Genomic DNA, 24838 nt, shown 5'->3' with positions numbered 1-24838 from the left:
TATTTGTTCTCTGATTATAGTAAGAAATGAATTCATGGAACTAAACTTTTCTGTTTTATTACAGTGCTAATCGGCTGTGAATGCCCCTTAGCATAGTCGTACCCTCTATGCTACAAATGGGGGAGAAATCGACGGTTGTTTTCGCATTAGTGTTGTGGAGCATATCTTAACGAAGGCCGCCCACTTTCACTCCTGTGGGAATAGTTTGACCTGAAGATCCACTTTTTCGAGCGGTTTTGGCTCGAAAAAGTTAGCTGAAGGGCAAACCCCACGGAAAGGGAAGTGGGCAGCCGGAGTGGTAGTTATCATCACGATATATTTCAAAATAGGTCTTAGGTGCCCGAACATCTAATTACCACATTACTTCGCATCAGGATTGGTCGCGATCTGTATTCATATTTGGAAATCAAAAGCTGATACAATAAAAATTTCATCAGAGATCAACAGGAGGGTAAATGTATGGACGAGAAATGGTGGCAAAAATCTGTTGTCTATCAGATATATCCGAAAAGCTTCAATGATACTACAGGGAACGGTGTTGGAGATATCCCGGGTATTATTGAAAAATTAGATTACTTGAAAAAGTTAGGCATCGATGTAATTTGGCTTACACCTATTTATGCATCACCGCAAAAGGATAATGGATACGACATATCTGACTACTATTCCATTCACCCTGAATATGGCACAATGGAGGACTTTGAAAAATTATTAGATGAAGCACATCATCGTGAAATCAAAATTATTATGGATATTGTCGTAAACCATACGTCAACGGAACACCAATGGTTCAAAGAAGCGAGTCGATCAAAGGATAATCAGTATCGAGATTATTATATTTGGAAAGAAGGCGAAGCCGGTAACCCACCAACCAATTGGCAATCCAAGTTTGGCGGTTCTGCATGGCAATATGACGAAAAAACTAGTGAATATTATTTACATTTATTTGACGTTACGCAAGCAGACTTAAATTGGGAAAATAAAGCGGTACGGGACGATGTTTATCAAATGATGAATTTTTGGCTTGATAAGGGAGTGGACGGATTCCGCTTAGATGTTATCAACCTTATATCCAAAGATCAACGCTTCCCTGATGATGATGGCAGTGTACCACCAGGAGACGGAAGAAAGTTTTATACGGATGGGCCGAGAGTGCATGAGTTTTTACATGAAATGAATCAACAAGTATTTAAGAACCGTGAAACGATGACCGTTGGTGAAATGTCATCAACAACGATGGATGATTGTATTCAATATTCTAATCCTAACAGTGAGGAGTTAGATATGACTTTTAATTTTCACCATTTAAAAGTCGATTATCCCAATGGAGAGAAATGGACTAAAGCACCGTTTGATTTCCTAGAGTTAAAGCAAATCCTGTCCAAATGGCAAATAGGAATGCAGCAAGGTGGAGGTTGGAATGCATTGTTCTGGTGTAATCATGACCAGCCAAGGATAGTGTCGCGGTTTGGGGATGATAAACACTATCACCATGAATCAGCAAAAATGTTAGCAACAACCATACATTTGATGCAAGGGACTCCATATATTTATCAAGGGGAGGAGTTTGGTATGACAAATCCCGACTTTGAAAGCATCGATCAATACCGTGATGTAGAGTCCATTAATATCTATACCATCAAAAAAGAAGATGGTGTACCAGAAGAAGAGATTATGGCAATTTTAAAAGAAAAATCACGTGATAATGCTCGGACGCCGGTACAATGGAATGCTACAGAGAATGCAGGGTTTTCAGAGGTAGGACCATGGATAGGTCTGGCAAATAATGTTACCACTATTAATGCTGAACGAGCTATTGCGGATAAAGAATCAATTTTTTATCATTACCAACGATTAATTCAAATGAGAAAAGAATATCAGGTCATAACGGATGGAAGCTATCGACTAATTTTACCAGATGATCTTGCCATTTTTGCTTATTTAAGAGAAAATGATCAAGAAAGCATGTTAGTAGTCAACAATTTTTATGCTGAGGAAGTAACGTTAGACTTACCTAGAGAAGTGATAGAGCAATTCGAAAGAGGAGAGGCTATTCTTTCTAATTATCAACAGCCACCAACTCAATTGGAGAACGTTACGTTGCGTCCTTATGAATCATTTGTTTTCTATATTAAGTAATAGATGGGGATAATGAAATGCGTAATAAATATTTAGTGATCTATCAGGAAATGGTACAGCAAATTGAACAAGGGAAGTTTAAGGCCAACCAATTCTTGCCTTCTGAGAACGAGCTGACAGATCAATATGAAACATCGAGAGAAACGATTAGAAAAGCTTTGAACCTGTTAGCTCAAAATGGCTATATACAAAAAATCAGGGGAAAAGGTTCGATGGTCATTGATCGTAGTAAATTTGATTTCCCTGTTTCAGGGCTTGTCAGCTTTAAAGAGTTAGCCGATAAAATGGGAGAAAGACCGGAAACTACGGTCCACGATTGTCAGCTTATCAAACCTGATCGCTATTTAAAAGAGCAATTAAAGCTGAGAGGCAAGAATCAGGTGTGGGAAGTGATTCGTTCCCGAGAATTCTCTGGACAGCGTATCATCCTAGATAAAGATTATCTGGTGGATAATTATGTTCCCCACATGTCAGAAGAAATTGCAAAGGAATCGATATATGCTTACCTAGAGGATGAATTAGGTTTAGTGATCAGTTTTGCTAAGAAAGAAATTGTCGTAGAGGAGCCAACAAAAGAAGATCGGAATTTATTAGATTTGGAAGGATTCCATAATATTGTGGTTATCAAGAATTATGTTTATTTAGATGATGCCAGTTTGTTTCAGTATACGGAATCAAGGCACCGACCAGATAAATTTCGCTTTGTGGACTTTGCTAGAAGAAATCATTAATTAGATGACGGAGTATAGAAATCTAAGGCTATCATGTTAAGTGATTGCCTTAGATTTCTTATGCCAGTTGTTATGATAGGAGAAGAGTAAAAAAATAGACCAGGTAAGACAGTTTGGCTGTTTAGTACTTTGGTTAAGCAATTACTATAATGGGGTAATAATTACCAAAAGAAAAATGGTAGAAATGCTATTGTTGCGATTGCGCCGAGCGCAATGCCAAGACCTAGACCTCTCCCGTATCCAAAGAAACCATAGCCGTAGCCACCAACTCCTCGTCGTGCATCAAATGGATCTATAAATACTTTGGAGGGACTAACCCTTCTAATGATCCCTCTATGGACTAACCCGTCGTGTGTTACAATTTTTACAGGACGTCCTACGTTTTTTCGACAAAAATCATAATGTGACATCAAAACCCTCCTTCCTCCATATCCAAGCAGTTCATTGGATAACTACTAGTAGACTATGCAAGAAAGAGATAAAATTGTGGTCACCTGTTCATCGGCAGTTGCACTATTTATTTGCCAAGTAATGTATCAATGGCTGCCAAAATGTGCTGATTGGTGGTCTGTAATAATGTGGTGATCGAACAAGGTTGTTTAGTCATATAACGTTGAATGATGTTGTAACCGATAATATAGCCGACATTTTTAGGGACACCGTTAAATCCATACATAATCATGTCGTGCTTAGGGTGATCTCTAGTCATCTTCTGCTGGGAGGCAATCCATGTTTGCCATAAATCTGCTAACAATTCGTCGGATATCATTTCTATTCTTTTGTTTCCGTACGTGCTTCCAACCTTTTTCCGCACAATCCATTCAGCAATGCCTTCTAGTATAATTGCGTCCAACAGTGTATATTCCATTTCTTTCTTCGGAAAATAATTCAGTCTGCAAATGTGACTGTATTCATGAAGGAACAAAGCAATTATTTCTCGATTTCCGGCTTTCTTTTGTAAGAATAAGAACAGTTTGTCAGGGTAACTTAAGCCTGTATTACCGTTATACCATTCTTTCAGTTCTCTAATTTCTTCGTTAGAGGGAAAGACAAATATAGCAGGTTCAGGTCCATTCCATGCCTTTTTGCAGTTTTGGTAGATCTTGTTTACCTTAGATAAATAATTTTGTTCCATCCATTGCTCCGAGTCCTCTTTATTTAAATTTGGTGAAAAAAGCCCATGGCGTAATAAGTGTTCTTGGATAAACGCTGGTTGAATATCTTCAAAAAAATGGCTTAGTGGTTCGCAAATAATGGATTGATGTAGTAAATACTGTTCTTTTCGGCTTTTGCCATTTTTTTTATCCGTAAATTTCTTAATCCACTTATCAGTTGCATGTATGGTCATCGTTCTTTCCTCGCTTTTTAGCTATAAATAAGTAAGTATGAAGATCATTAGCATATGAGGTATTTAATTGATAATGTTCATTTAATGTTTGTAACATTTCCATTGATAGATGTTGAGGAAGAGTGCTGGGTGTTTTGGGTTCTTTCTCGATTTTCTCTAGATAGACCGTTTCATACCCATAGTCTAATAATTGCTTTAACCAGTCTTCTTTGGATAGTAATTGCGGCAACTGATAAAACGTTTTAATTATTTCTTCATCTGAATGGGTTAAGAGGCTGGATGTTGCCATTTCTAGAAGTACGATTTGTCCATTTGGCTTAAGTAGATTCGTAAGTTTCGGCAGGCTGTAATGGATAGGGGTAAAAGCTAACACAGATTCAGAAATAATTAGGTCAAAGAAATGATGGGTGAACGAAAGATCTTCTATATTTTGTTGCATAATCTCAATGTGATGAAGATGACTCGTTTTGTTTTTTGCCTTTGTAACCATATTTGCAGAGCTGTCGATACCATATAAAAATGCAGCTGTCTGATCGCGCAATTGCCTAAGAGTCTCTCCTGTTCCACACCCAACTTCTAATACTTTCTTCGGATTTTTCGGTATTTGCTTTAACCACTTATCCGTTGCCGTTTTTCCTCCAGGATGTGTATAGTCCATCCCGATTTGTGTTATCAGTTCCTGATAGCTCACCACTTTGAAACCTTCCTTCCTCGGATTCGAAGTTTTTCTATTGTTTATCGAGGTGCTAATTGTCGATGCACTCCCCCTAAGTTGAAGAAGCTACGCGGGGAATAATCGCACTTTATATTTGGGATTAATTGTAGTATGATTGAATATTAGTAAGAATAATTAACAAGTTGTAAATAGTGTATACACAACATCTAAAGAAGGTGAATGGATTGGAACAAAAAGAGATTGAATTATTGAAATTATTAGAAAAAAACGGTCGAATGGATAATGATACCATTAGTAAAATGTTAGATGTAGCCCCTGTTGAAGTGGAAGAAATGATAAAAAAATTAGAAAAAGAACATGCCATTCTTGGTTATTCTACACTTGTAGATTGGTCTACTGTTTATGAGTATGAAGGAGTGGCGGCGTTAATAGATGTAAAGGTAACGCCAGTAAGGGGTGTTGGCTTTGATAAAATCGCTTCCAGAATCTATCGGTTCCCAGAAGTCAAAGCTGTCTATTTAATGTCGGGCTCTTATGATTTAAGTGTTTCTGTCGAAGGAAAAACAATGATGGAAGTGAGTCGTTTTGTTTCGGATAAGTTGTCTACCTTGGATACTGTACTGTCCACCACGACCCATTTCATCCTGAAGAAATATAAGCATGATGGTATTATTTTTGATGAAGGTGACGATGATGACAAACGAATCATGGTGACACCATGAGTAAATCATATTTAGCAAACCACGTGAAAGAGCTGCAGCCGTCTGGAATTCGGAAGTTTTTTGATCTTGCTTCTCAAATGGAGAATGTTATCTCACTAGGGGTTGGTGAGCCCGATTTTGTTACTCCTTGGAATGTCATCGAAGCGAGTTATCATTCCTTGGAACAAGGATATACTGCATATACAGCTAACGCAGGTTTATTTGAATTAAGAGAAGAGATTAGTAAATATTTGCAAGATACATTTTCTATTTCGTATAATCCCGAAGATCAACTCCTAGTAACGGTAGGTGCAAGTCAAGCAATTGATTTAGCACTACGAGCGATTGTAGATGCTGGCGATGAAGTAATTGTTGTGGAGCCTTGCTTTGTTTCTTATAGTCCTGCTATTTCTCTGGCAGGTGGTGTGCCGGTATCCGTAAGTGCTACAGCGGATAATGAGTTTAAAGTGACACCAGAGCAAATCGAAGCAGCGATCACTCCACGTACAAAAGCAATTGTTCTGTGTAGCCCAAATAATCCGACTGGAGCGGTATTAAGTAAGCAAGAATTGTACGGCATTGCACAAGTTGTAAGAAAGCATGATTTGATTGTGCTATCTGATGAAATTTACGCAGAACTAGCTTATGATGAGGCAGCAACTAGTATCGCCTCTGTTGATGGAATGAAGGAACGTACCATTTTAATTTCTGGTTTCTCGAAATCTTTTGCTATGACAGGCTGGCGACTTGGTTATGCTGCGGGACCTGTAGCTATCATGCAAGCTATGACAAAAATTCATCAATACACGATGATGTGTGCACCAACTATGGCGCAACATGGTGCATTAGAAGCATTACGCCATGGAAATGAAAGTGTAAGAGAAATGAAAACAAGCTATCGACAACGGCGGAATTTTGTTGTAAAGGCATTGAATGAGATGGGCTTATCCTGTCATTTGCCGGGTGGTGCTTTTTATGTATTCCCTTCGATCAAAGAAACTGGCTATACCTCAGAGGAATTTGCCCAAAAGTTATTAGAAGAAGAAAGAGTAGCCGTTGTACCGGGGCATGTTTTCGGTGAAAGTGGAGAAGGGTATATTCGTTGTTCCTATGCAACATCCATTAAACAATTAGATGAAGCCATGAAAAGAATGGATCGATTTATTAAACAAAATAGTAAAATGTAAAAACCAACAGCGTAATATACTGTTGGTTTTTGTTTTTTAGTATAAGTTTTATTCTTATAAAATAAACTAAATAGTTGTAAGTACAAGTTGACTCGTTTATAATAGTAGTTAATGAGAATGGAAAGGATGTCATAAATGGATATTAAGCGTATACATGATGTGGAAATCGATGTTTCCAGAGGTGAAGACATTCGATTACCTGAACGAGTACTTGTAGATTTAGATGATAATATTACGGCAGAGTTTAATGTGAATTGGGATTCTGTTGATAAAAATGAACTTTTAGATAAAGGAACAATTGAGGTAGAGGGTGAAGTAGAACATAAAGATTATCCTAAGCCTTTTATTGAACAGAGAGCTGATCCATATTTATATAAGCATACCGATGGTTACTATTATTTTACGGGATCTTACCCATTATATGACAGAGTTGTCTTAAGAAGAGCTAAAACAATTGATGAACTACCACAAGCAGAAGAAAAAGTGATTTGGTGGAAGCATGAATCAGGAATTATGTCTGAACATATTTGGGCACCAGAGATTCATTTCATTGATGGAAAGTGGTATGTTCATGTCGCAGCTGGTGACAAAGATGATGTTTGGGCAATTCGTCCGTATGTCTTAGAATGTGATGCAGAAAACCCATTAGAGGGCGAATGGATAGAGAAAGGTCAAATCAATACGGAGTTTCAAAGTTTTTCATTAGATGCAACAACTTTTGAACATCAAGGTAAACGTTATCTTGTGTGGTCACAGAAGGTAGATAATGATACGATCGCAAACCTTTATATTGCAGAAATGGAGAATCCTTGGACAATTAAGAAACAGGTTCTCTTATCGACTCCAGAATATGATTGGGAAGTCATTGGATTTGATGTAAACGAGGGTCCGTCGATGATAAAAAATGATGAGAAAATTTTCATCGCTTTTTCAGCGAGCGCAACAGATGAAAATTATGCCATGGGATTATTACATGCTGATGTAGATAGTGATTTATTAGATCCAAACGCTTGGACAAAAGAAAAAGAACCAGTGTTGGTTTCCAGTGATAACACGAGTGAATATGGGCCAGGACATAATAGTTTTAGCGTTGATGAAGATGGCTTTGAGTTACTCATTTACCATGCTCGCCCATATAAAGGGTTTAATACAGAGAATCCTTTATATGACCATAACCGACATGCGCGTATTCAACGTCTGTTCTGGACAAAAGACGGTTTTCCTTATTTCGGTGAACCAGGCTATCAATTAGATTTTTCTAACCGGAAAGCAAAAGCAAAAATTACGTTGAAATAGCAGGAAAGCCGAGTGCCATGAAGAACGAGCACTCGGTTTTTTATCTGTGAATAGAAACTGTTTCGAATGTACTTTACTCGATGACATATTCAATTTCGTCATATTTTCTCGAGTATTTGATATGAAAGTTCTTATTATCGAAGTACCAGATGTCGGATTCTTCTACAAAAAAACGAATACCCTCTTCCGTCACTTCTGCTCCGGGGTTGTTTGATACGGCTTTTTCTAGTGCCAAAGAAAAACCTTTATGTACACCACCGAAACCGCCATATCTGGCCAAGAAACGGATAGCATCTCCTTCTTCTAAATCTAATTCTTTGATAAACCATTTTGCTGCTGGTTTTGTAATGGACATTTCCATTGTGTTCAGCCTCCTTATCATCTATATACTAACGAAAATATCGTTACGACGCTAGTAGTAGCAATTGTCAGAAAATTTACTGTCAGATTATCTGACAAAACTTTGTGCAACTATGGGTTATCATTGTATACTTTTATTAAGGTTAGCTTATAACGGTATACGTAATTAGGTGGTGTATTGCATGGCGGAAAGTCCTTCCTATAAAGAACGGAAAGTGATAACTATTGGTGTCGTAAGTGAACTAACCGGATTATCAGAACGGCAAATTCGTTATTATGAAGAAAGAAAACTAGTATTTCCTGAACGTTCTCCAAAAGGAAACCGTAAATACTCTTTTGCTGATGTGGAATTATTAATTGATATTGCGAACAAACGAGAAGAGGGCGTTCAAACATACGAAATTAGACAAGACATGATTCGAGAAGAGAAGAAGAAAGAAAAGAGAATGCGCAAACAACTATTACGTGGCGAAATTAACGCGCGATTTGGTATCCAAAAAGAACTATAAAGAAAAAAGGGGACGTATAATACAGGCATCCCCCTTTTTTACGTCTGGAAGGAAAGTATAAATTTACGCAACAACCGTGTTAAGCGAAGTAATTATTTTGAAATACTTGATGTATATTGGCAACGCTAACTTTGCAAGGTGGATTCTCGCCCCGCGCTATTCCCGCAGGAGTCTCCATAATTTGTCTCTGTTATGAGAAGGTGCAACAACTCTTTTCATAAGTAAGAGGTTGCCTTTTTTACAATGGACCGCGAAAGCAGCTGTGTTACTTCCTACTAGTATTGTAGAGCAGATCTTAACCAAGGCCGTCCACTTCCACTCCTGTGGAAATCGTTTGACCTAAAGATCCACTTTTTTGAGCGGTTTTGGCTCGAAAAGGTTAGCTGAAGGGTAAACCCCACGGAAAGGGAAGTGGGCAGCCGGAGTGGCGGTTAAGTGTTTGATATCTTTCAAAATCGCCACTAAAACAATCGCAGATCCAGGGATAAGGACTGAGCGAATTTTGCTTAGTTTTTTTAAAAAAGCATAAAAAGAAGAGAAGCTTAGTGAAAACCGGGCTTCTCTTCTTTTCTTTCGGGATTATACCGAGTGAACTTTATGGAGTTTTGTCTCTCAAATTCCAGGCAGAATTTCTCGTAATCATTGACAATTTCACTAATAGGTTTGTTATAGAGCTCTTGATCATTCTTATCCACAATTCCATTGGCCATCAACTGTTGAATCAAGTACACTTTTTGTTTTTCAACTGCTTCCCGTAAAAAAGCCATTTGACTAGCCTCCTATTTTATTTATGTCACGAAGTCTTGCATTTTAAGAAAAGTATTGCCCATTTTGTTATATGTTATACAGAAAAGGTTCATGTCATTTTGTGTGAATTGTAAAAAGTTTGAAATATATAAGATAAGATCAATGATTTCGCTAGGATAATAAATTGATATATAATTGAGTAAATAGTAGAAGGAATAGTAGGATATGCCTTTACTATATGCCATAATTTTAACTTTGTCATGGCTAATGTCAACAAAGTTTACATACTTTTAATCAATTTTATTGAGGAGTTTACAAATGCCTAAACCATATGTGTCAATTATCATTACAACTTTTAATCGCAGAGTAGCACTAGCAGAATTATTAGCAGCACTTGTCGAGCAAACGTATCAAGACTTTGAAGTGATTATTATTAATGATGCCGGAGAAAAGGTCAACGATGTGGCGGCATTATATACTGAATTAAATATAACTGTCATCGATTTACCTGAAAACCGTTATCACGTGTACGCAAGAAATAAAGGATTAGAGAAGGCAACAGGCGAGCTAATTATGTTAATGGATGATGATGATTTGCCGTTACCAACACATTTAGAAACAATGATCGAGCAAATGGGAGGCGCTGATCTCGTTTATTCAGATGTAGAGATTGTTAATTATCAAGAAACCAATGAGAAAAGAACGCCCATTAATCATCATTTATTTGCTTATCATTTTGATGTCGATGCCATGAGAAAGTTCTCCACTTATGTACCATCCGGCAGTGTTTATCGTAAATCGATACATGATGAGATTGGTGTTTTTGATGAAAGTGTACGTAATTACTGGGACTGGGATTTCTTTCTGCGGGTAGCGGAAAAACACCGTATTAAAAGAGTTTCCGTAGCAAGTGTCTTATACGAATTTTCCGAATCAGGAAATAATCAATCAAAAAAACTAAAAAACATGCGTTTTTATTTGGATCGGCTTATTACTAAACATCAATTAGGAAATTTACCTACCAAAAATTTTTATTTATTATTAGAAGAACCTGATGTGAAGCAAAGAGAGGCACCAAGTAATCGGATTTGGGACGGTGTGACAATGCCCCAATCAAGATTATAAATATAATGTGCTAAGCTTAGTTTGTTTAAGAATGTAGGAGGATGTTTCTTGAGTAGACACCGTGATTTTACCAATGGGAATATATGGATTGACTTATTTTATTTCTCTTCTCCAATTATGTTGGCCCAACTCTTGCAAGTCTCTTATCAATTTATTGATAGCTTGTGGGTAGGGAATCTGATTGGAGCCAATGCGTTAGGTGCTGTCAATATATCTGGGACTGTTATTTTTACTGTACTATCGTTTATTATCGGAATTAATAATACGACGTTAACTGTACTTTCCCAACAAAAAGGAAAGGGAAATGAAGAAGGAGTTCAGACATATGTCAATGCTTTCGTTGTGACATTGTCAGCTTTAGCAATTGTGATGGGAATATTGGGCTTTCTATTTGCGCGGCCAATATTACTATTGCTAGGAACACCAGAAACAATGATGGCCGAAGCAATGACTTACTTGCGCATTAATGCGATAGGAATTCTTTTCTTAGTAGGTTATAACTTCATTAGTACTGCTTTACGTGCTGTAGGGGATAGTAAAACACCACTTCTATTTGTAGCGATCGCCGTTCTGTTAAATATCGTACTTGATCCCCTGTTTATCTCAGTGCTTGATCTAGGTGTACAAGGCGCGGCAGTAGCGACGATTTTATCACAAGGTTTTTCCTTTATTTATGGTGTTATTTTTGTAATCAGAAAGAAAATTATACCGTTGAAATGGCCGACATTACCATTATGGTCAGAAGTAAAGTTGATTCTTAATCTCGGAATTCCGTCTGGTTTACAAATGGCGGTTATTTCTGCTGGTGCTGCAGCTATTATGAGTGTTGTTACATCGCACGGAGAAGCGGCTGTTGCTGGTTATAGTGCAGCACAACGTTTAGATAGTCTGTTTTTATTACCGGCACATGCGCTTGGTGCTACTGTCAATAGTATGGCTGGTCAGAATATTGGTGTTGGTAAATGGGGACGTGTCAAACAAATCGCAACGTATGGTGTTGTCTATAATACCGTGATTATGTTTCTGTTTGCCGGTATCATAGTATTATTTGCCGAATTTGGTATTAGCTTATTTATTCAGGAACAAGCAGCTGTTCAGTTTGGTGCTACATACTTAATGATTATTGCTTTCTTTTATCCATTCTTAGGTATTAATTTCGTCTTGAACGGGATTGTCAGGGCATCTGGGGCGATGTATCAGGTTTTAATTTTGAACCTGCTTTCCTTTTGGGCACTTCGTTATCCATTAGCTTATCTTTTCTCTGAAATAATAGGGGAAGATGGCATTGCTTATGGAATTGGTGTAAGCTTTATGCTAAGTAGTGTCATTGCCTTTTTATATTATCGTTTTGGAAAGTGGCGTGAAAAACGTATCTTTACCTAACGCTCCTCCATTGTGGAGGTTGCGTATAAAATGTAATCGCTTAATTCAAGAAAGGGAGTGAATGTCAATGATTCGAGTTGGCTTTATCGGTACAGGAGGATTTACAAGGCATCATGTCGAGATTTTACAGGAAATCGAAAATGTGAAAGTCGTAGGATTTGTAGGATCCAGCCAGGAAAAGGCAGAGGATTTTGCTGAGGGGTATTATCAAACAACAGGTTATCAAGATTTGGAAACGATGATTGCTCATGAACAATTAGACGCAGTATATATTTGTGTCCCTCCGATGGCACACGAAAATTATGAGGAAATGCTAATTGAACACAGGATTCCTTTTTTAGTAGAAAAGCCATTAGGAGTCGAGGAAGATAAAGTACGTCAAGTAAGGCGAAAAGTGATCGAAAATAATCATCTTACAGCGGTCGGTTACCATTTTCGTTACGCGGATACGGTAATGAGATTTCAAGAAATGTTAGAGGAAGCGGATGTTGGTACAATATTGGGAAAATGGATGGGTTCTATGCCAGGAGCTTACTGGTGGAAAAACCAAGAACAATCAGGTGGGCAATTTAATGAGCAGACGACACATATTGTCGATTTAATTCGCTTTTTATTTGGTGAAGTGAAGTCTGTTTATGCCCAAGAAACTAATGCAGTCACAGCAAAACAAGATTCGTCTGTAACCGTAGCAGATGTCGGGTTATTTACATTAACATTAGAAAATGGTTTATTAGTGCAAATAGCTAATACATCTGTTTTACCCGGAGGGACAGGTGATGTTGGCATTACAGCTTATACAGATCAAGGGATTATCGAGTGGCAAATGGGTCATATAGAAAGTAAAATGCCTGAAAAGCTAGAGAAGTATATCGCAAGACAAAATCCTTATAAACGAGAAAATGAAGCCTTTCTCCATGCTGTAAAAACTGGTGATCGTTCAAAAATATTGTCCAATTATGAGGATGGTTGGCATTCCTTTAAAGTCGCATTTGCAGCACGAAAATCGATTCGTGAAAAAAGGCTCGTTAATCTCGATGAATGGGATGAATAAATAAATTTGTTTCGTACATAGTAAACCTACAGGGCAAAAAAATTCCTTGAGGTGATATCTATGTACAAACATATAGTTTATGTATTCATGTTTTTAATGGTTAGTCTCATGGTTGGCTGTAACGAGTCTTCCTTAGAACCGGAAGATCAAAATATTCAACCAGAGAATGTCGGTTTTGGTGGTCAAAATGACGGTGGAAATCAAGGAGAAATACCGGTTAACCCGGGAAGAGAGCAAAATATTTTTGAAAATGCTAATCCAAATGAGTGGTACCGCCAGGAAGATCGTAATTATGGCGCAGATAGTAAACAAAGGCAAACAACACAAGAAAAACAGCAAACAACGGAGCAAAACCAACAAACAGAACAGCAAGATGATGACTATATAGATCAAAATGAAGAGCCGGAGTCTTTTGACAGAGAGTCTTTAGATGGTGTCATACAAAAAGTGGTCGAGTTAACCAATCAAGCACGTAGCGAAAATGGTGCTGATTCCTTAAAATTCGATCATGAATTGGCGAATGTAGCACAGACCAAATCAGAAGATATGGCAGAAAGAGATTATTTTTCTCATACATCTCCACAGTATGGTTCTCCTTTTGATATGTTGCAGGAATTTGGTGTTGATTATACAAAGGCTTCCGAGAATATTGCGGCAGGTCAAGAATCAGCAGAAGAGGTGGTCCAAGCCTGGCTCGATAGTGAAGGGCATCGCAAAAATTTGTTGGACCCAGAAGTCACCCATATCGGAGTGGGATTTGCTACAGATGGGAACTATTGGACGCAGCTTTTTATTAAAAAATAGGATTTGATTTTGGGAAAAACACGACTTTAATGTCGTGTTTTTTCATGGTTTATAATAGGAAATCGGCTACTCAGTTCACATTCAGCAATATTCGCTTTCTAAGCTTGAATTTAAGTACCAAATTACACACGTTAAGCCAAAATGGTACTTCAAACAAGCTTTAGTACCCAAATACCTCCTCATAAGCACTAATTTGGTACTAAAATACGCTTTATAAAAAATCTAATATTTCTTAAGTAGTTAAAAATAATAGGAATGTAACATTATAATTATGACAATATTCAGAATTGTTTTAACATTAGAATTTCTGACAAAAGTATTGAATTTACCACCTGAATACTATATGATAATCGTTATAAAATGTATAAATAAAAAACGGAGTGAATATTTATGAATAAATGGATGATCAAGGGATTCGCTGTTTTATTGTTAGCGATCCTTGTAGCTTGTGGTACTGATGACAGTTCAGATCAAACAGACGGAACGAATGGTTCAGATGATAAACAAACCTTGTCTATTGTAACAGAAGCAGGATTTATGCCTTTTTCTTATTTAGATAAAGGGGAAGTAGTTGGGTTTGATATAGATTTACTAGCTGCCGTTATGGAAGAGGCAGGCTATGATTATGAATTAGAGAACGTAGGCTGGGATGCCATGTTACTTTCTGTAGAAGAAGGTGACGCTGACCTTGCTATTGCAGGAATCACGGTAAATGAAGAGCGTGAACAAACATATGATTTCTCCTCACCTTATTTTGAATCTACACATAAGGTAGTGTTCCGTGAAGGAGAAGGTATTACAAGTGGGGAAGATATTAAAGAATTAAAAGTTGGTGTCCAATCAGGGACAACTGGTGCAGAAGCTGTTGAAAAGATTTTAGGAAAAAATCACGAAAATATTTCAAAATATGATTCTAATACATTAGCATTAATGTCCCTGCAATCAGGTGATGTGGATGCAGTTGTTACAGACAATGTAGTAGCGGATGAATATGTGGCGAATAATCCAGATGCAAACGTTGAAATGATCACAGATCCTGATACGTTTGAATCAGAATTTTACGGTATCATGTTCCCGAAAGGAAGCGAAATTCAGGAAGATGTGAATGAAGCTCTTCAAACTGTAATCGATAATGGGACATATGCAGAAATCTATGAGGAATGGTTTGGAGTAGAACCAAACACAGAAGCGCTAACCCAATAATTCACTAATCAAAAAGCGTAGCGACCCCGTTACGCTTTTCCTTTGTGTAAGGGAAGAAGAGCGGATCTGTTTTACTAGGAATAAAAAAGGGAAACAAAAAGCAAAGTAATAAGAGAGAAAGGAGCAAACAACATGGACTTTAGGTTTGATATTATTGTCGAGTACTTCCCATTTTTTATGGAAGGTATGGGCTTAACCATCCTTATGTCAGTAGTCGGTGTTTTAATGGGTTGTATACTCGGTTTTTTTATTGCATTAGGGAAAATGTCACCTATTCTGATCGTTCGATTGCCATTTGTTTGGTATATTAACTTTTTAAGAGGTACTCCTCTGCTTGTGCAATTATTTTTATTTCATTATGCTGCTTTACCAGCAATACTAGGGTCTACAACCCCTGTCATCTCCGTCATGGTGACATTATCACTGAATTCTTCCGCATATGTAGCAGAGATATTCCGTGCAGGATTACAGTCAATTGACAAAGGACAGGCAGAAGCGGCGCATTCTTTAGGTATGAATAAGTTCCAAGTGATGCGTCATGTTCTTCTACCACAAGCATTTAAACGTTCCATTCCACCATTAGGGAATGAATTTATCGTTTTATTAAAAGATTCATCACTAGGTGCAATGATCGCAGCACAAGATATATTATACTGGGGAAGAGCAGCATCCGGACAATATTTAAGAGTATGGGAACCGTACTTAATGGTTGCGTTAATCTACTTAGTGTTAACACTTAGCCTAACATACTTATTAAATTATCTAGAAAGAAGGTTGGATGTAAAATGATCTCTGTCAAGCACTTAAAAAAATCCTTTGGCGACTTAGAAGTGCTGAAGGATATTAATGTAGATATCAAGCAAAAGGAAGTTGTTGTTGTAATTGGGCCTTCTGGTTCAGGTAAGTCAACATTTCTACGCTGTCTTAACTTAATAGAATCGGTAACTGATGGAACAGTAACGATTGATGGTGAGGAATTAACAGATAAAAAAGTAGACATCAATAAACTAAGAGCAGAGGTTGGAATGGTATTTCAACAGTTCAACCTTTTTCCACATAAAAGCGTTTTGGAAAACATTACATTGCCAATCGTCACAGTAAAAAAATGGAGTAAACAAGATGCAGAAAAAAAGGCAAAAGATTTACTTCAAAAAGTCGGCCTCTTAGATAAAGCGAATGTATATCCAGAATCACTTTCAGGTGGTCAGAAACAACGTGTAGCGATTGCGAGAGCTTTAGGTATGGAGCCGAAAGTGATGTTATTTGATGAGCCTACTTCAGCATTAGACCCAGAGATGGTTGGAGAAGTGCTAGGCGTTATGAAGCAACTTGCTGAAGAAGGAATGACGATGGTCGTTGTTACTCATGAAATGGGCTTTGCTAAAGAAGTTGGCGACCGTGTTATTTTCATGGATGAGGGTTATGTGGTAGAAGAAAACGAACCAAAACAACTATTTGACAATCCACAACATGAACGAACAAAAGCATTCTTGAGTAAAGTGTTATAACCATAACTTTAATAAGCATGAACCCGTTTCGTTAATTGATGAAACGGGTTTTTGTTTTAGTGCAATCGAGTCGTTACGGTAGGAAAGCCAAATAAGATCGGAAAAGGTTGGCCATGGAAACGTCAAGCGCAATCTCTATTCAAGCTAAGATCGCTTTAGCATCCTTGTGAGCAAATAAAGCTTATTCTATGATAAAATGATCTTAAACTAGAGGAGGGGTCCAGTATGAAACTTGTTCATTATCAGTTAAAACATCCTTATGCACAAAGCCGAATTGGCGTAGTCGAAGATAATAAGGTTATTGATTTACATGCTGCACAACAAGAGTTGATCGACCAACATAAAATTTTGGCAGATAGTATTATCCCAGCAGATCCAAATGCATTTTATCAACAGGCAAATATACATATTAAACATGCTGAGAATCTTTTGGAACAAATCAAGCACTATTCTACAACACATGTTTTTGAACGCGATGAAGTTGTCCTGCATACACCAAACCCTACCCCGTCAAAAATTATATGCATCGGAACAAATTATAGAGATCATGTAAAAGAAATGGGCGGTGAATTGCCGGAGTACCCAGTTTTATTCTCTAAATTTAACAACGCCTTAATTGGTCCTGAAGATAAGATTCATAAATCAGAAGCTACAGATAAATTAGATTATGAAGTGGAACTTGCCGTTGTTATTGGTGAAAAGGCAACAAAAGTAGCAAAGGAAGAAGCGTTAAATTACGTAGCAGGGTATACAATTGGAAACGATATTTCAGCACGTGACTTACAGAAGCGTACACCACAATGGTTGCAAGGTAAATCATTAGATCATACTACACCAGTAGGACCTTGGCTAGTAACGACTTCTGCATTAAACGATCCTAGTCATTTAGCAATCAAATCCTATGTTAATGGTGAATTACGCCAATCTTCTAATACAGAACATTTAATTTTTGATATCCCATATTTAATTAGTTTTATTTCCAATTTAATAACATTAGATCCAGGCGATATCATTTTAACAGGAACACCAGATGGAGTAGGGTTTGCGATGAATCCGCCTAAAATGCTTCAACCAGGGGATGTTGTTACGCTGGAAATTGACCAAATTGGTACGTTAGAGAACAAAGTCATCAAGAAGTAGTGCTGAAAATTGTCCACAGGTCAACACGCTGTGGACAATTTTTCAATACGTCAGTCCACATGTTAACAAAGCTATATCTGATTTTAATGACTGTACACGTACGGACGAATTTAAATTGACTATTACATAGGCTGGATGGTATGATGTTTGAAGAGATCAATAACATGAATTATTTGTGCAGATAAGTTGAAGTCGTTTTTAGATAAAGGGTAACTAGCTGTAAAGAAGGAAAATCCTCTACCTAATACGAATTTCGATGAAAGCGCTAATATCCAAAGCTATATACTTAACTTTTAAAATATTGGGGGAAAATGATATGAATGATGTGAATAATGCAATTCAAAGTGGTAAGACAATACTTGGTATTGAACTTGGTTCAACTCGGATTAAAGCAGTTCTAGTCGGAGAAAATAATGAAGTCATTGCATCTGGTAGTCATGACTGGGAAAACAGTTATATTGACAATATTTGGACTTATAGTATTGATGAAGTATGGGAAGGGCTCCAAGACAGTTATCAGAAGATGGCGGCTGACGTGAAAAGGCAGTACGGCATTACGCTCAAAAAAGTAGGTGCTATCGGCTTTAGTGCAATGATGCATGGCTACATGGTTTTCGATAAAGAGGAGCAGCTACTTGTTCCTTTCCGTACATGGCGAAACAATATTACAGAACAGGCTGCAACAGAACTGACCAAACAGTTTAATTATAATATTCCACAGAGATGGAGTATTGCCCATTTATATCAAGCTATTTTAAATCAGGAAGATCATATTCAGGATATCCACTTTCAAACAACATTGGCCGGGTATGTTCATTGGAAGCTAACAGGGAAGAAAGTGCTTGGTGTTGGGGAAGCATCTGGTGTCTTTCCGATCAACCTAGAAACCAAAAGTTATAATCAAAACATGGTTGATCAGTTCAATCAATTGATTGCTCCACAAAATCTCTCATGGAAGCTGGAAGACATTTTACCTGAGGTTTTAGTAGCTGGTGAAAACGCAGGAACGCTTACAGAAGAGGGTGCGAAATTATTAGATGTTAGCGGCGAATTGAAGGCAGGTATTCCACTTTGCCCGCCAGAAGGTGATGCGGGGACTGGCATGGTTGCAACAAACAGTGTGGCACAGCGTACGGGTAACGTTTCTGCCGGTACTTCTGCATTTGCAATGGTGGTATTGGAGAAGGATTTATCGCAGGTACACCCGGAGATTGATCTAGTGACAACACCTTCAGGTGACCTCGTAGCAATGGCACACTCTAATAATTGTACATCTGACTTAAATGCATGGATTGGTTTATTTGAAGAATTTACCCAAGCTATCGGTTTCGAAGTGGATAAAAATAAGTTGTTTGAAACCCTATTTACAAAGGCGCTAGAAGGAGATGCTGACGGAGGAGGGTTATTATCCTACGGCTATCTTTCTGGTGAACATATGACCCATTTTGAAGAAGGGCGTCCGTTGTTTACTCGTACTTCTGAAAGTAATTTCAACCTTGCTAATTTCATGCGTACGCATTTATATACATCATTTGGCGCAATGAAAATCGGAATGGACATTCTAACCAAAGAAGAAGGTGTAAAGCTAGATGAAGTTTTAGGGCATGGTGGTATTTTCAAGACCGAAGGCGTGGCGCAAAGCATGTTAGCAGCTGCTTTTAATGTTCCTGTTTCTGTTATGGAAACAGCAGGAGAAGGTGGAGCATGGGGCATCGCATTACTCGGTTCTTATATGTTGAATAAAGAAGAGAACGAAACCTTGGAAGCTTATTTAAATGAAAAAGTATTCGCTGGTCAAGACGTGAAGACTGTGTCACCAAATGCTAATGATGTAAAAGGTTACGAACAGTTTATGGAACGTTATAAGAATGGACTTGCAATTGAAAGAGCGGCAGTAGATAATCTTAGATAAGAGATAGGAAGGTAGGGGATCGCCATCTCCTATCTTTTTTGTATGTAAGAGAACATGAAATCAGCGCAATGACCGTGTTAAACGAAGGATTTATTTTGAAATATTTTATGGTAACACTCCCCGATTAATTACTTCGCTATGAAAAAGTGCAACAAGAACTTGCTCCTTCTATGACAGTAACCTTTGTTCCTTTTCAACTATAATTAACTTCTCATATAGAGGACAGTTGTAGATTTTGTGATTGAAAACTTGTTATTCCCTCTTACTTTGGTAAAATGAAACTAAATCAATTGTCACACTTATAAGACTATTTAGTAGGAGAAGAGGGTATTATGATGGATAACTTTATTGACAAAAAAATGCCACGGGCTATCCTTATCACATTGCTGATAATGGCTCCTTTATTTTCCTTTGACGAGCAATCAAGGTTACCGGAATTATATCTTTGTATCACGATTTATATTTTGTTGCAATATTTCAGAGATTTTATTTTTAAGCTGAACTTAGACAATCGCAAAGGTTTGTTTTTCCTTGTAGGCCAATTGGTATTACTTAGTGTGATTATTAGTTTAGATCAATCCTTTATTTCGCAAGTATTTTTGCTTATATTAATTGGTGAAATGGTATATCATCATACACTAAATTACAGTATTCCATTTGCGGTTGCTGCTTACCTGTTTTTTGTTGCTGGTAAATGGATTGCATTTGGTTTTCCTCCTCTTTCCAACATGTCATTCATCATCCCTAGAATTACAGAGTTTCTAGTAGTATTTGTTTTTAGTTATCTTGTCAAAATATCTATGTTTCAAAAAAAGCAACTTGAAAAAGCATATGACAAAATGAAAACAGCGTCTTTAAAACTAGAAGAAAATATCATTATGCAAGAACGTAAACGTTTTGCTCGTGAAATGCATGATTCGATTGGTCACTCTTTTTCCACTTCACTAATCGGATTAAATGCGGTGAAAACGTTGATCCACCAAGATCCAAATGAAGCTCAACAATTACTTAATCAGGTATACCAAAACCTAGAGAGTGGATTACATGAAGTTCGTAAATCCGTTCGGGAATTGCAGGGCAACCATTTTTTTATAGATTTCCAAAATGCAGTGGAAGCTTTATTAGAGGAAACGAAGCAGCAAACAGATGTTGATATTCATGTAGAAATGAATGTGGCAGAGGGTTGGTTGAATCCCCGTCAGGAAATCGTTATATATCGAGCATTGCAAGAAGGATTAACAAATGGTTTGCGACACGGAAAAGCAAGCCTTTTTTCATTCCAATTATCGATAGTGGATGATACCTTACAATTTTCTTTAAGCGATAATGGCAGAGGCTCCAAAAATATAGAGCAGGAATTAGGATTTGGCCTTATTGCCATGAAAGAAAGGGTAGAAGAGACAGGTGGAACAATAATCTTTCAATCTAACAACACACGACTGGGTGGAATAGATATTTTGATAGAATTACCGAAAGATAAAAACGTTCATAAAATTCGAAGTGTAGGGTGAAAACGATGAGTAAGATAAAAATTATCATAGCGGATGATCAAAAAATTATATGTGAAGGCCTTGCTGTAATGTTAAATCAGCAATCGGACTTAGAAGTCATTGCGACAGCTAATTCGGGTGAGGACGTGATCAATAAAACAATAGAAAGTAAACCGGATGTTATATTGATGGATATACGTATGCCAAGTATGGGTGGGATTACAGCTGCTAAGATATTAAAAGAGAAATATCCTAATATAAAAATAATTATGCTGACAACTTTTTCTCAAAATGATTATATATTAAAAGCGTTAAAAAATGGTGCTAGTGGGTACCTACTAAAAGATACTGATGTTCATCAGTTAGTTGATGCGATCTACCAATCGTTAAAAGGTCAAATATTAATCCCCGAATCCATACAACCACTGTTAATGCAACAATTAGAAACGAGTGGTGAGAACGACTCTCGGTCATCTTTTGAGACTGTTCTAGATGCTTTAAAGGAGCGGAATATTCGCTTTACCGACACAGAAACCAATATCTTGAAAAGATTACTAAACGGATATTCAAACCAGGAAATTGCTGATTCTATGTATCTATCCATAGGTACAGTAAAAAACTATGTTAGTAAAGTTTATCGGAAATTAGGAGTATCCGGTCGAACAGAAGCTATTTTGCTGTTAAAAAGTTTATAACGATTTCGTATGTGCTACTTCCGGTAGATCACGGAAAAAGTGTCTCACATCTTCTTTGCTCATACCTAATTGTTTTGCTAAATATAGTAATCTTAACCATTCTGGATCGAAACGCTGTTTTTGATTAGTCATAACGTGTTTGCTCACCTTTTTCATTACATATTTAGTACCTTAATAATAACGGAAATTCAGATTTTTGAGAAGGTAACTTGAGTCATCACTTTACAGCTTTTAAGTCATAAAAGTCATAAGCTTAAAGTACTTATTATCATTAGGAGTGCACACTTTTTGTCATTGTTCATGTATATTTGGATATTTATACAGGTGAATGAATGTTTGCAACTTCGACACTGTCAAAGGATGTAGCAATCTATATAATAATTACTGCGAGAACCGTAAGAGTAGGGAGCAAAAACCTGCTGATACATGACGAACTATATGAAATTGCGAAAAAAAGAAATAAATTTCTGAAATTTTTATAAACATTATTGCATGAAAATACAAAATGCAGTATAATTATAAATTAATCACACACGGAATTTAGGGGGAAATATGGTGGATGTAGCAATTATAGGTGGAACTGGTTATGGTGCGGTTGAGTTATTACGATTTTTGCATAACCATCCATATGTTCAAGTGAAAAAAGTTATCTCACATTCAAATAGTGGAACGGAATTAGCAGAAGTATATCCGCATGTTGTCGATATGATCGATATCAAAATGGCAGAGCTAAATGTAGATGCCTTAGCACAAGAGGTAGAACTCGCCTTTTTTGCAACACCGTCTAATGTTAGCAAAAACGTTATTCCAGCATTAGTTGATAAAGGAGTGCGATGTATTGATTTGTCAGGGGATTTTCGTTTGCGAGATGGGGAGAAATACCAGACGTATTACGGCGAGGAAATCGCATCACAGGAATATATTGAAAAAGCAGTTTATGGCTTGCCAGAGGTAAATAATGAAGCTATCAAGCAAGCTAGTATTCTTGCAAATCCAGGCTGTTATCCAACAGCAACGACTTTAGGGTTAATACCAGCAATCGAAAAAGAGTTGGTTGATCGATCATCGATCATTATTGATGCGAAAACAGGAGTATCTGGAGCGGGACGAAGTTTATCATTGAATGTTCATTTTTCAGAAATGAATGAAAACTTTAAAGCATACAAAATTGGGGTGCATAAACATATTCCGGAAATCGAACAAATGCTATCAGAACGAGCAAATGAAGAGATGCAAGTCATTTTTACCCCGCATATTGTTCCGATGACAAGAGGAATCATGAGCACGATGTATGTGGATATGAAAGGCAACTATTCTACGAAACAACTGGTTGACACCTATCAAACTTACTATCAAGACCACCCTTTCGTTCGTGTACGTAAAGAAGGGGTATTGCCTTCAACGAAAGAGGTCTATGGCAGTAACTATTGTGATATCGGATTGTATGCAGATGAAAGGACAGGAAAACTAATTATTGTTTCTGTCATTGACAATTTAGTTAAAGGAGCATCTGGTCAAGCAATTCAAAATATGAATATTATGTACGGCTGGGAAGAGACAACAGGCTTGGATCAATTACCTATTTATCCTTAAGGAGTGAAAAACAGACATGGAAGTTCAGCTAGAACAATTCAAATTAATGAAAGATGGAAATATTGCCTCTGCAAAGGGGTTTCAAGCAGGCGGTTTACATTGTGGACTACGAAAAAAGAAAATGGATTTAGGCTGGGTGTATTCAGAAGTGCCAGCACAAGCAGCAGGAGTATATACGACAAATGTCTTTCAAGCAGCACCACTTAAAGTAACACAAGAAAGTATCGAAAAGGAACAGCAGTTACAAGCAATTATTGTCAATTCAGCTATTGCCAATGCTTGTACAGGTGAACAGGGGCTGCAAGATGCTTATGATATGCGCAAATTATTCGCTGAAACAGTCGGAGTGGAAGAACATCTGGCGGCTGTAGCATCAACAGGGCTTATTGGTGAATTATTACCAATGGATAAACTGCAAAAAGGTATTAGTCAAATACCTGACCATAAACATATTGGTGCTAGCAAATTTGAATCAGCCATTTTAACAACCGATACAAAAGAAAAAGGAATTGCAATCGAATTAGAAATAGATGGTCAAACCGTTACGATCGGTGGAGCTGCCAAAGGTTCAGGCATGATTCATCCGAATATGGCAACAATGCTTGGTTTTGTTACAACAGATGCTAATATTTCTTCTTCCTATTTATCTGATGTATTAAAATCGATTACGAACCAGTCGTTCAATATGATTACGGTTGACGGAGATACTAGTACGAATGATATGGTATTAGTTTTAGCAAATGGAAAAGCAGAAAATCAAGCGTTAACACCAGAACATAGAGAGTGGCAAAAGTTTTACGACGCTTTACAATTTGTTTGTGAATACTTAGCAAAAGAAATTGCCCGTGATGGAGAAGGTGCTACCAGATTAGTAGAAGTACAAGTGGAAGGTGCGTTTACGGATGAATCGGCAACAGCCATTGCTAAATCCATTATCTCTTCTAACTTAGTAAAAACAGCTATTCATGGTGCTGATGCGAATTGGGGACGTATTATTACGGCCATTGGCTATAGTGGCGAATCTTTAGATCCTGATAAAGTTAGCATTTATTTAGGTGATATTTTAGTAGTCGAAAATGGAGTACCACATCGATTTGATGAAGATGCGGCAAAAGAATACTTATTAGAAGATGAAATAACCATACTTGCCAAATTGGGTGATGCAAACGGAAAGGCAACCGCATGGGGTTGTGACCTCTCCTATGAATATGTCAGAATAAACGCTTCTTATCGAACGTAA

Annotated in this window: 25 protein-coding genes; 19 read left to right on the top strand and 6 right to left on the bottom strand. The window is 37.4% G+C overall.

Annotated features, from left to right (window positions below):
* The first annotated feature begins 459 nt into the window (after window positions 1-459).
* Complete coding sequence (gene treC / locus D569_RS0107510) at window positions 460-2139, top strand: alpha,alpha-phosphotrehalase (RefSeq protein WP_018931799.1); 1680 nt, start codon at window positions 460-462, stop codon at window positions 2137-2139.
* A 17-nt stretch (window positions 2140-2156) separates the two neighbouring features.
* Window positions 2157-2870, top strand: coding sequence for a trehalose operon repressor (gene treR / locus D569_RS0107505; RefSeq protein WP_018931798.1), 714 nt, complete (start codon window positions 2157-2159; stop codon window positions 2868-2870).
* A 161-nt stretch (window positions 2871-3031) separates the two neighbouring features.
* Here the strand turns inward: treR and D569_RS0107500 are convergent, their stop codons facing one another.
* The 3 genes from D569_RS0107500 to D569_RS0107490 all read right to left on the bottom strand — a co-directional run bounded on the left by D569_RS0107500 (window position 3032) and on the right by D569_RS0107490 (window position 4912).
* Window positions 3032-3280 (bottom strand): hypothetical protein, encoded by a 249-nt coding sequence (locus D569_RS0107500; RefSeq protein ID WP_018931797.1) that lies wholly within the window; start codon window positions 3278-3280, stop codon window positions 3032-3034.
* Between the two features lie 107 nt (window positions 3281-3387).
* On the bottom strand, window positions 3388-4218 hold the full coding sequence (locus D569_RS0107495; protein WP_018931796.1) for a DUF2268 domain-containing putative Zn-dependent protease: 831 nt from the start codon (window positions 4216-4218) through the stop codon (window positions 3388-3390).
* Window positions 4199-4912 carry a class I SAM-dependent methyltransferase gene (locus D569_RS0107490; protein WP_018931795.1) on the bottom strand — a complete coding sequence of 238 codons (714 nt, stop codon included), beginning with the start codon at window positions 4910-4912 and terminating at the stop codon, window positions 4199-4201. The genes D569_RS0107495 and D569_RS0107490 overlap by 20 nt, the downstream gene beginning before the upstream one ends.
* 206 nt (window positions 4913-5118) lie before the next feature.
* On the opposite strand from D569_RS0107490, the gene D569_RS0107485 reads away from it, so the two are divergent.
* The 3 genes from D569_RS0107485 to D569_RS0107475 all read left to right on the top strand — a co-directional run bounded on the left by D569_RS0107485 (window position 5119) and on the right by D569_RS0107475 (window position 8078).
* The gene (locus tag D569_RS0107485; protein WP_018931794.1) at window positions 5119-5616 is read left to right on the top strand and encodes an Lrp/AsnC family transcriptional regulator; all 498 of its coding nucleotides are present in this window, start codon (window positions 5119-5121) and stop codon (window positions 5614-5616) included.
* A complete protein-coding gene (locus D569_RS0107480) occupies window positions 5613-6782 on the top strand; it encodes an aminotransferase (RefSeq protein ID WP_018931793.1) in 1170 nt (389 codons plus the stop codon). The genes D569_RS0107485 and D569_RS0107480 overlap by 4 nt, the downstream gene beginning before the upstream one ends.
* Window positions 6783-6917: 135 nt before the next feature.
* On the top strand, window positions 6918-8078 hold the full coding sequence (locus D569_RS0107475; RefSeq protein ID WP_018931792.1) for a family 43 glycosylhydrolase: 1161 nt from the start codon (window positions 6918-6920) through the stop codon (window positions 8076-8078).
* A gap of 73 nt (window positions 8079-8151) precedes the next feature.
* On the opposite strand, the gene D569_RS0107470 is transcribed toward D569_RS0107475, so the two are convergent.
* The gene (locus D569_RS0107470; RefSeq protein WP_018931791.1) at window positions 8152-8439 is read right to left on the bottom strand and encodes a HesB/YadR/YfhF family protein; all 288 of its coding nucleotides are present in this window, start codon (window positions 8437-8439) and stop codon (window positions 8152-8154) included.
* 181 nt (window positions 8440-8620) lie between these two features.
* On the opposite strand from D569_RS0107470, the gene D569_RS0107465 reads away from it, so the two are divergent.
* Window positions 8621-8947, top strand: a complete 327-nt coding sequence (locus D569_RS0107465; protein WP_018931790.1) for a MerR family transcriptional regulator — start codon at window positions 8621-8623, stop codon at window positions 8945-8947.
* Between the two features lie 542 nt (window positions 8948-9489).
* Here the strand turns inward: D569_RS0107465 and fbpA are convergent.
* Entirely contained in the window at window positions 9490-9714 is a 225-nt protein-coding gene (gene fbpA, locus D569_RS0107460; RefSeq protein ID WP_018931789.1) for a Fur-regulated basic protein FbpA, read from the bottom strand.
* Between the two features lie 298 nt (window positions 9715-10012).
* Between fbpA and D569_RS0107455 the strand changes: the two genes are divergently transcribed.
* The 11 genes from D569_RS0107455 (at window position 10013) to D569_RS0107405 (ending at window position 22005) form a co-directional block, all read left to right on the top strand.
* On the top strand, window positions 10013-10819 hold the full coding sequence (locus tag D569_RS0107455; protein WP_018931788.1) for a glycosyltransferase family 2 protein: 807 nt from the start codon (window positions 10013-10015) through the stop codon (window positions 10817-10819).
* A 48-nt stretch (window positions 10820-10867) separates the two neighbouring features.
* A complete protein-coding gene (locus D569_RS0107450) occupies window positions 10868-12202 on the top strand; it encodes an MATE family efflux transporter (protein WP_018931787.1) in 1335 nt (444 codons plus the stop codon).
* A gap of 67 nt (window positions 12203-12269) precedes the next feature.
* Window positions 12270-13253 (top strand): Gfo/Idh/MocA family protein, encoded by a 984-nt coding sequence (locus D569_RS0107445; protein ID WP_018931786.1) that lies wholly within the window; start codon window positions 12270-12272, stop codon window positions 13251-13253.
* Between the two features lie 60 nt (window positions 13254-13313).
* Window positions 13314-14057 (top strand): CAP domain-containing protein, encoded by a 744-nt coding sequence (locus tag D569_RS0107440; RefSeq protein ID WP_018931785.1) that lies wholly within the window; start codon window positions 13314-13316, stop codon window positions 14055-14057.
* 390 nt (window positions 14058-14447) lie between these two features.
* A complete protein-coding gene (locus tag D569_RS0107435) occupies window positions 14448-15260 on the top strand; it encodes a basic amino acid ABC transporter substrate-binding protein (protein WP_018931784.1) in 813 nt (270 codons plus the stop codon).
* Between the two features lie 132 nt (window positions 15261-15392).
* Window positions 15393-16049, top strand: coding sequence for an amino acid ABC transporter permease (locus tag D569_RS0107430; protein WP_018931783.1), 657 nt, complete (start codon window positions 15393-15395; stop codon window positions 16047-16049).
* On the top strand, window positions 16046-16768 hold the full coding sequence (locus D569_RS0107425) for an amino acid ABC transporter ATP-binding protein (protein WP_018931782.1): 723 nt from the start codon (window positions 16046-16048) through the stop codon (window positions 16766-16768). Before D569_RS0107430 ends, D569_RS0107425 begins: the two co-directional genes overlap by 4 nt.
* Window positions 16769-16993: 225 nt before the next feature.
* On the top strand, window positions 16994-17908 hold the full coding sequence (locus D569_RS0107420) for a fumarylacetoacetate hydrolase family protein (RefSeq protein WP_018931781.1): 915 nt from the start codon (window positions 16994-16996) through the stop codon (window positions 17906-17908).
* A 316-nt stretch (window positions 17909-18224) separates the two neighbouring features.
* Entirely contained in the window at window positions 18225-19820 is a 1596-nt protein-coding gene (locus D569_RS0107415; protein WP_018931780.1) for a xylulokinase, read from the top strand.
* Window positions 19821-20152: 332 nt separating this feature from the next.
* Window positions 20153-21331, top strand: a complete 1179-nt coding sequence (locus D569_RS0107410; protein ID WP_018931779.1) for a sensor histidine kinase — start codon at window positions 20153-20155, stop codon at window positions 21329-21331.
* A gap of 5 nt (window positions 21332-21336) precedes the next feature.
* Window positions 21337-22005, top strand: coding sequence for a response regulator transcription factor (locus D569_RS0107405; protein WP_018931778.1), 669 nt, complete (start codon window positions 21337-21339; stop codon window positions 22003-22005).
* On the opposite strand, the gene sinI is transcribed toward D569_RS0107405, so the two are convergent.
* Window positions 22000-22137, bottom strand: a complete 138-nt coding sequence (sinI, locus tag D569_RS24330; protein WP_018931777.1) for a DNA-binding anti-repressor SinI — start codon at window positions 22135-22137, stop codon at window positions 22000-22002. The two genes, D569_RS0107405 and sinI, sit on opposite strands and share 6 nt — an antisense overlap.
* A 420-nt stretch (window positions 22138-22557) precedes the next feature.
* On the opposite strand from sinI, the gene argC reads away from it, so the two are divergent.
* Entirely contained in the window at window positions 22558-23598 is a 1041-nt protein-coding gene (gene argC / locus D569_RS0107390; RefSeq protein WP_033404741.1) for an N-acetyl-gamma-glutamyl-phosphate reductase, read from the top strand.
* 16 nt (window positions 23599-23614) lie between these two features.
* Window positions 23615-24838: a bifunctional ornithine acetyltransferase/N-acetylglutamate synthase gene (gene argJ, locus D569_RS0107385; RefSeq protein WP_018931774.1), complete on the top strand. Its 1224-nt coding sequence runs from the start codon at window positions 23615-23617 to the stop codon at window positions 24836-24838.

The organism is Gracilibacillus lacisalsi DSM 19029 (assembly GCF_000377765.1).
Taxonomy (GTDB): Bacteria; Bacillota; Bacilli; order Bacillales; family Amphibacillaceae; genus Gracilibacillus; species Gracilibacillus lacisalsi.
This window is presented reverse-complemented; position numbering and strand designations above follow the sequence as displayed.

Coding starts and splice junctions, on each gene's coding strand:
- treC (WP_018931799.1), top strand. CDS start 460: ATGGACGAGAAATGGTGGCAAAAATCTGTTGTCTATCAGATATATCCG.
- treR (WP_018931798.1), top strand. CDS start 2,157: ATGCGTAATAAATATTTAGTGATCTATCAGGAAATGGTACAGCAAATT.
- D569_RS0107500 (WP_018931797.1), bottom strand. CDS start 3,280: ATGTCACATTATGATTTTTGTCGAAAAAACGTAGGACGTCCTGTAAAA.
- D569_RS0107495 (WP_018931796.1), bottom strand. CDS start 4,218: ATGACCATACATGCAACTGATAAGTGGATTAAGAAATTTACGGATAAA.
- D569_RS0107480 (WP_018931793.1), top strand. CDS start 5,613: ATGAGTAAATCATATTTAGCAAACCACGTGAAAGAGCTGCAGCCGTCT.
- D569_RS0107475 (WP_018931792.1), top strand. CDS start 6,918: ATGGATATTAAGCGTATACATGATGTGGAAATCGATGTTTCCAGAGGT.
- D569_RS0107470 (WP_018931791.1), bottom strand. CDS start 8,439: ATGGAAATGTCCATTACAAAACCAGCAGCAAAATGGTTTATCAAAGAA.
- D569_RS0107465 (WP_018931790.1), top strand. CDS start 8,621: ATGGCGGAAAGTCCTTCCTATAAAGAACGGAAAGTGATAACTATTGGT.
- fbpA (WP_018931789.1), bottom strand. CDS start 9,714: ATGGCTTTTTTACGGGAAGCAGTTGAAAAACAAAAAGTGTACTTGATT.
- D569_RS0107455 (WP_018931788.1), top strand. CDS start 10,013: ATGCCTAAACCATATGTGTCAATTATCATTACAACTTTTAATCGCAGA.
- D569_RS0107445 (WP_018931786.1), top strand. CDS start 12,270: ATGATTCGAGTTGGCTTTATCGGTACAGGAGGATTTACAAGGCATCAT.
- D569_RS0107440 (WP_018931785.1), top strand. CDS start 13,314: ATGTACAAACATATAGTTTATGTATTCATGTTTTTAATGGTTAGTCTC.
- D569_RS0107435 (WP_018931784.1), top strand. CDS start 14,448: ATGAATAAATGGATGATCAAGGGATTCGCTGTTTTATTGTTAGCGATC.
- D569_RS0107430 (WP_018931783.1), top strand. CDS start 15,393: ATGGACTTTAGGTTTGATATTATTGTCGAGTACTTCCCATTTTTTATG.
- D569_RS0107425 (WP_018931782.1), top strand. CDS start 16,046: ATGATCTCTGTCAAGCACTTAAAAAAATCCTTTGGCGACTTAGAAGTG.
- D569_RS0107420 (WP_018931781.1), top strand. CDS start 16,994: ATGAAACTTGTTCATTATCAGTTAAAACATCCTTATGCACAAAGCCGA.
- D569_RS0107415 (WP_018931780.1), top strand. CDS start 18,225: ATGAATGATGTGAATAATGCAATTCAAAGTGGTAAGACAATACTTGGT.
- D569_RS0107410 (WP_018931779.1), top strand. CDS start 20,153: ATGATGGATAACTTTATTGACAAAAAAATGCCACGGGCTATCCTTATC.
- D569_RS0107405 (WP_018931778.1), top strand. CDS start 21,337: ATGAGTAAGATAAAAATTATCATAGCGGATGATCAAAAAATTATATGT.
- sinI (WP_018931777.1), bottom strand. CDS start 22,137: ATGACTAATCAAAAACAGCGTTTCGATCCAGAATGGTTAAGATTACTA.
- argC (WP_033404741.1), top strand. CDS start 22,558: ATGGTGGATGTAGCAATTATAGGTGGAACTGGTTATGGTGCGGTTGAG.
- argJ (WP_018931774.1), top strand. CDS start 23,615: ATGGAAGTTCAGCTAGAACAATTCAAATTAATGAAAGATGGAAATATT.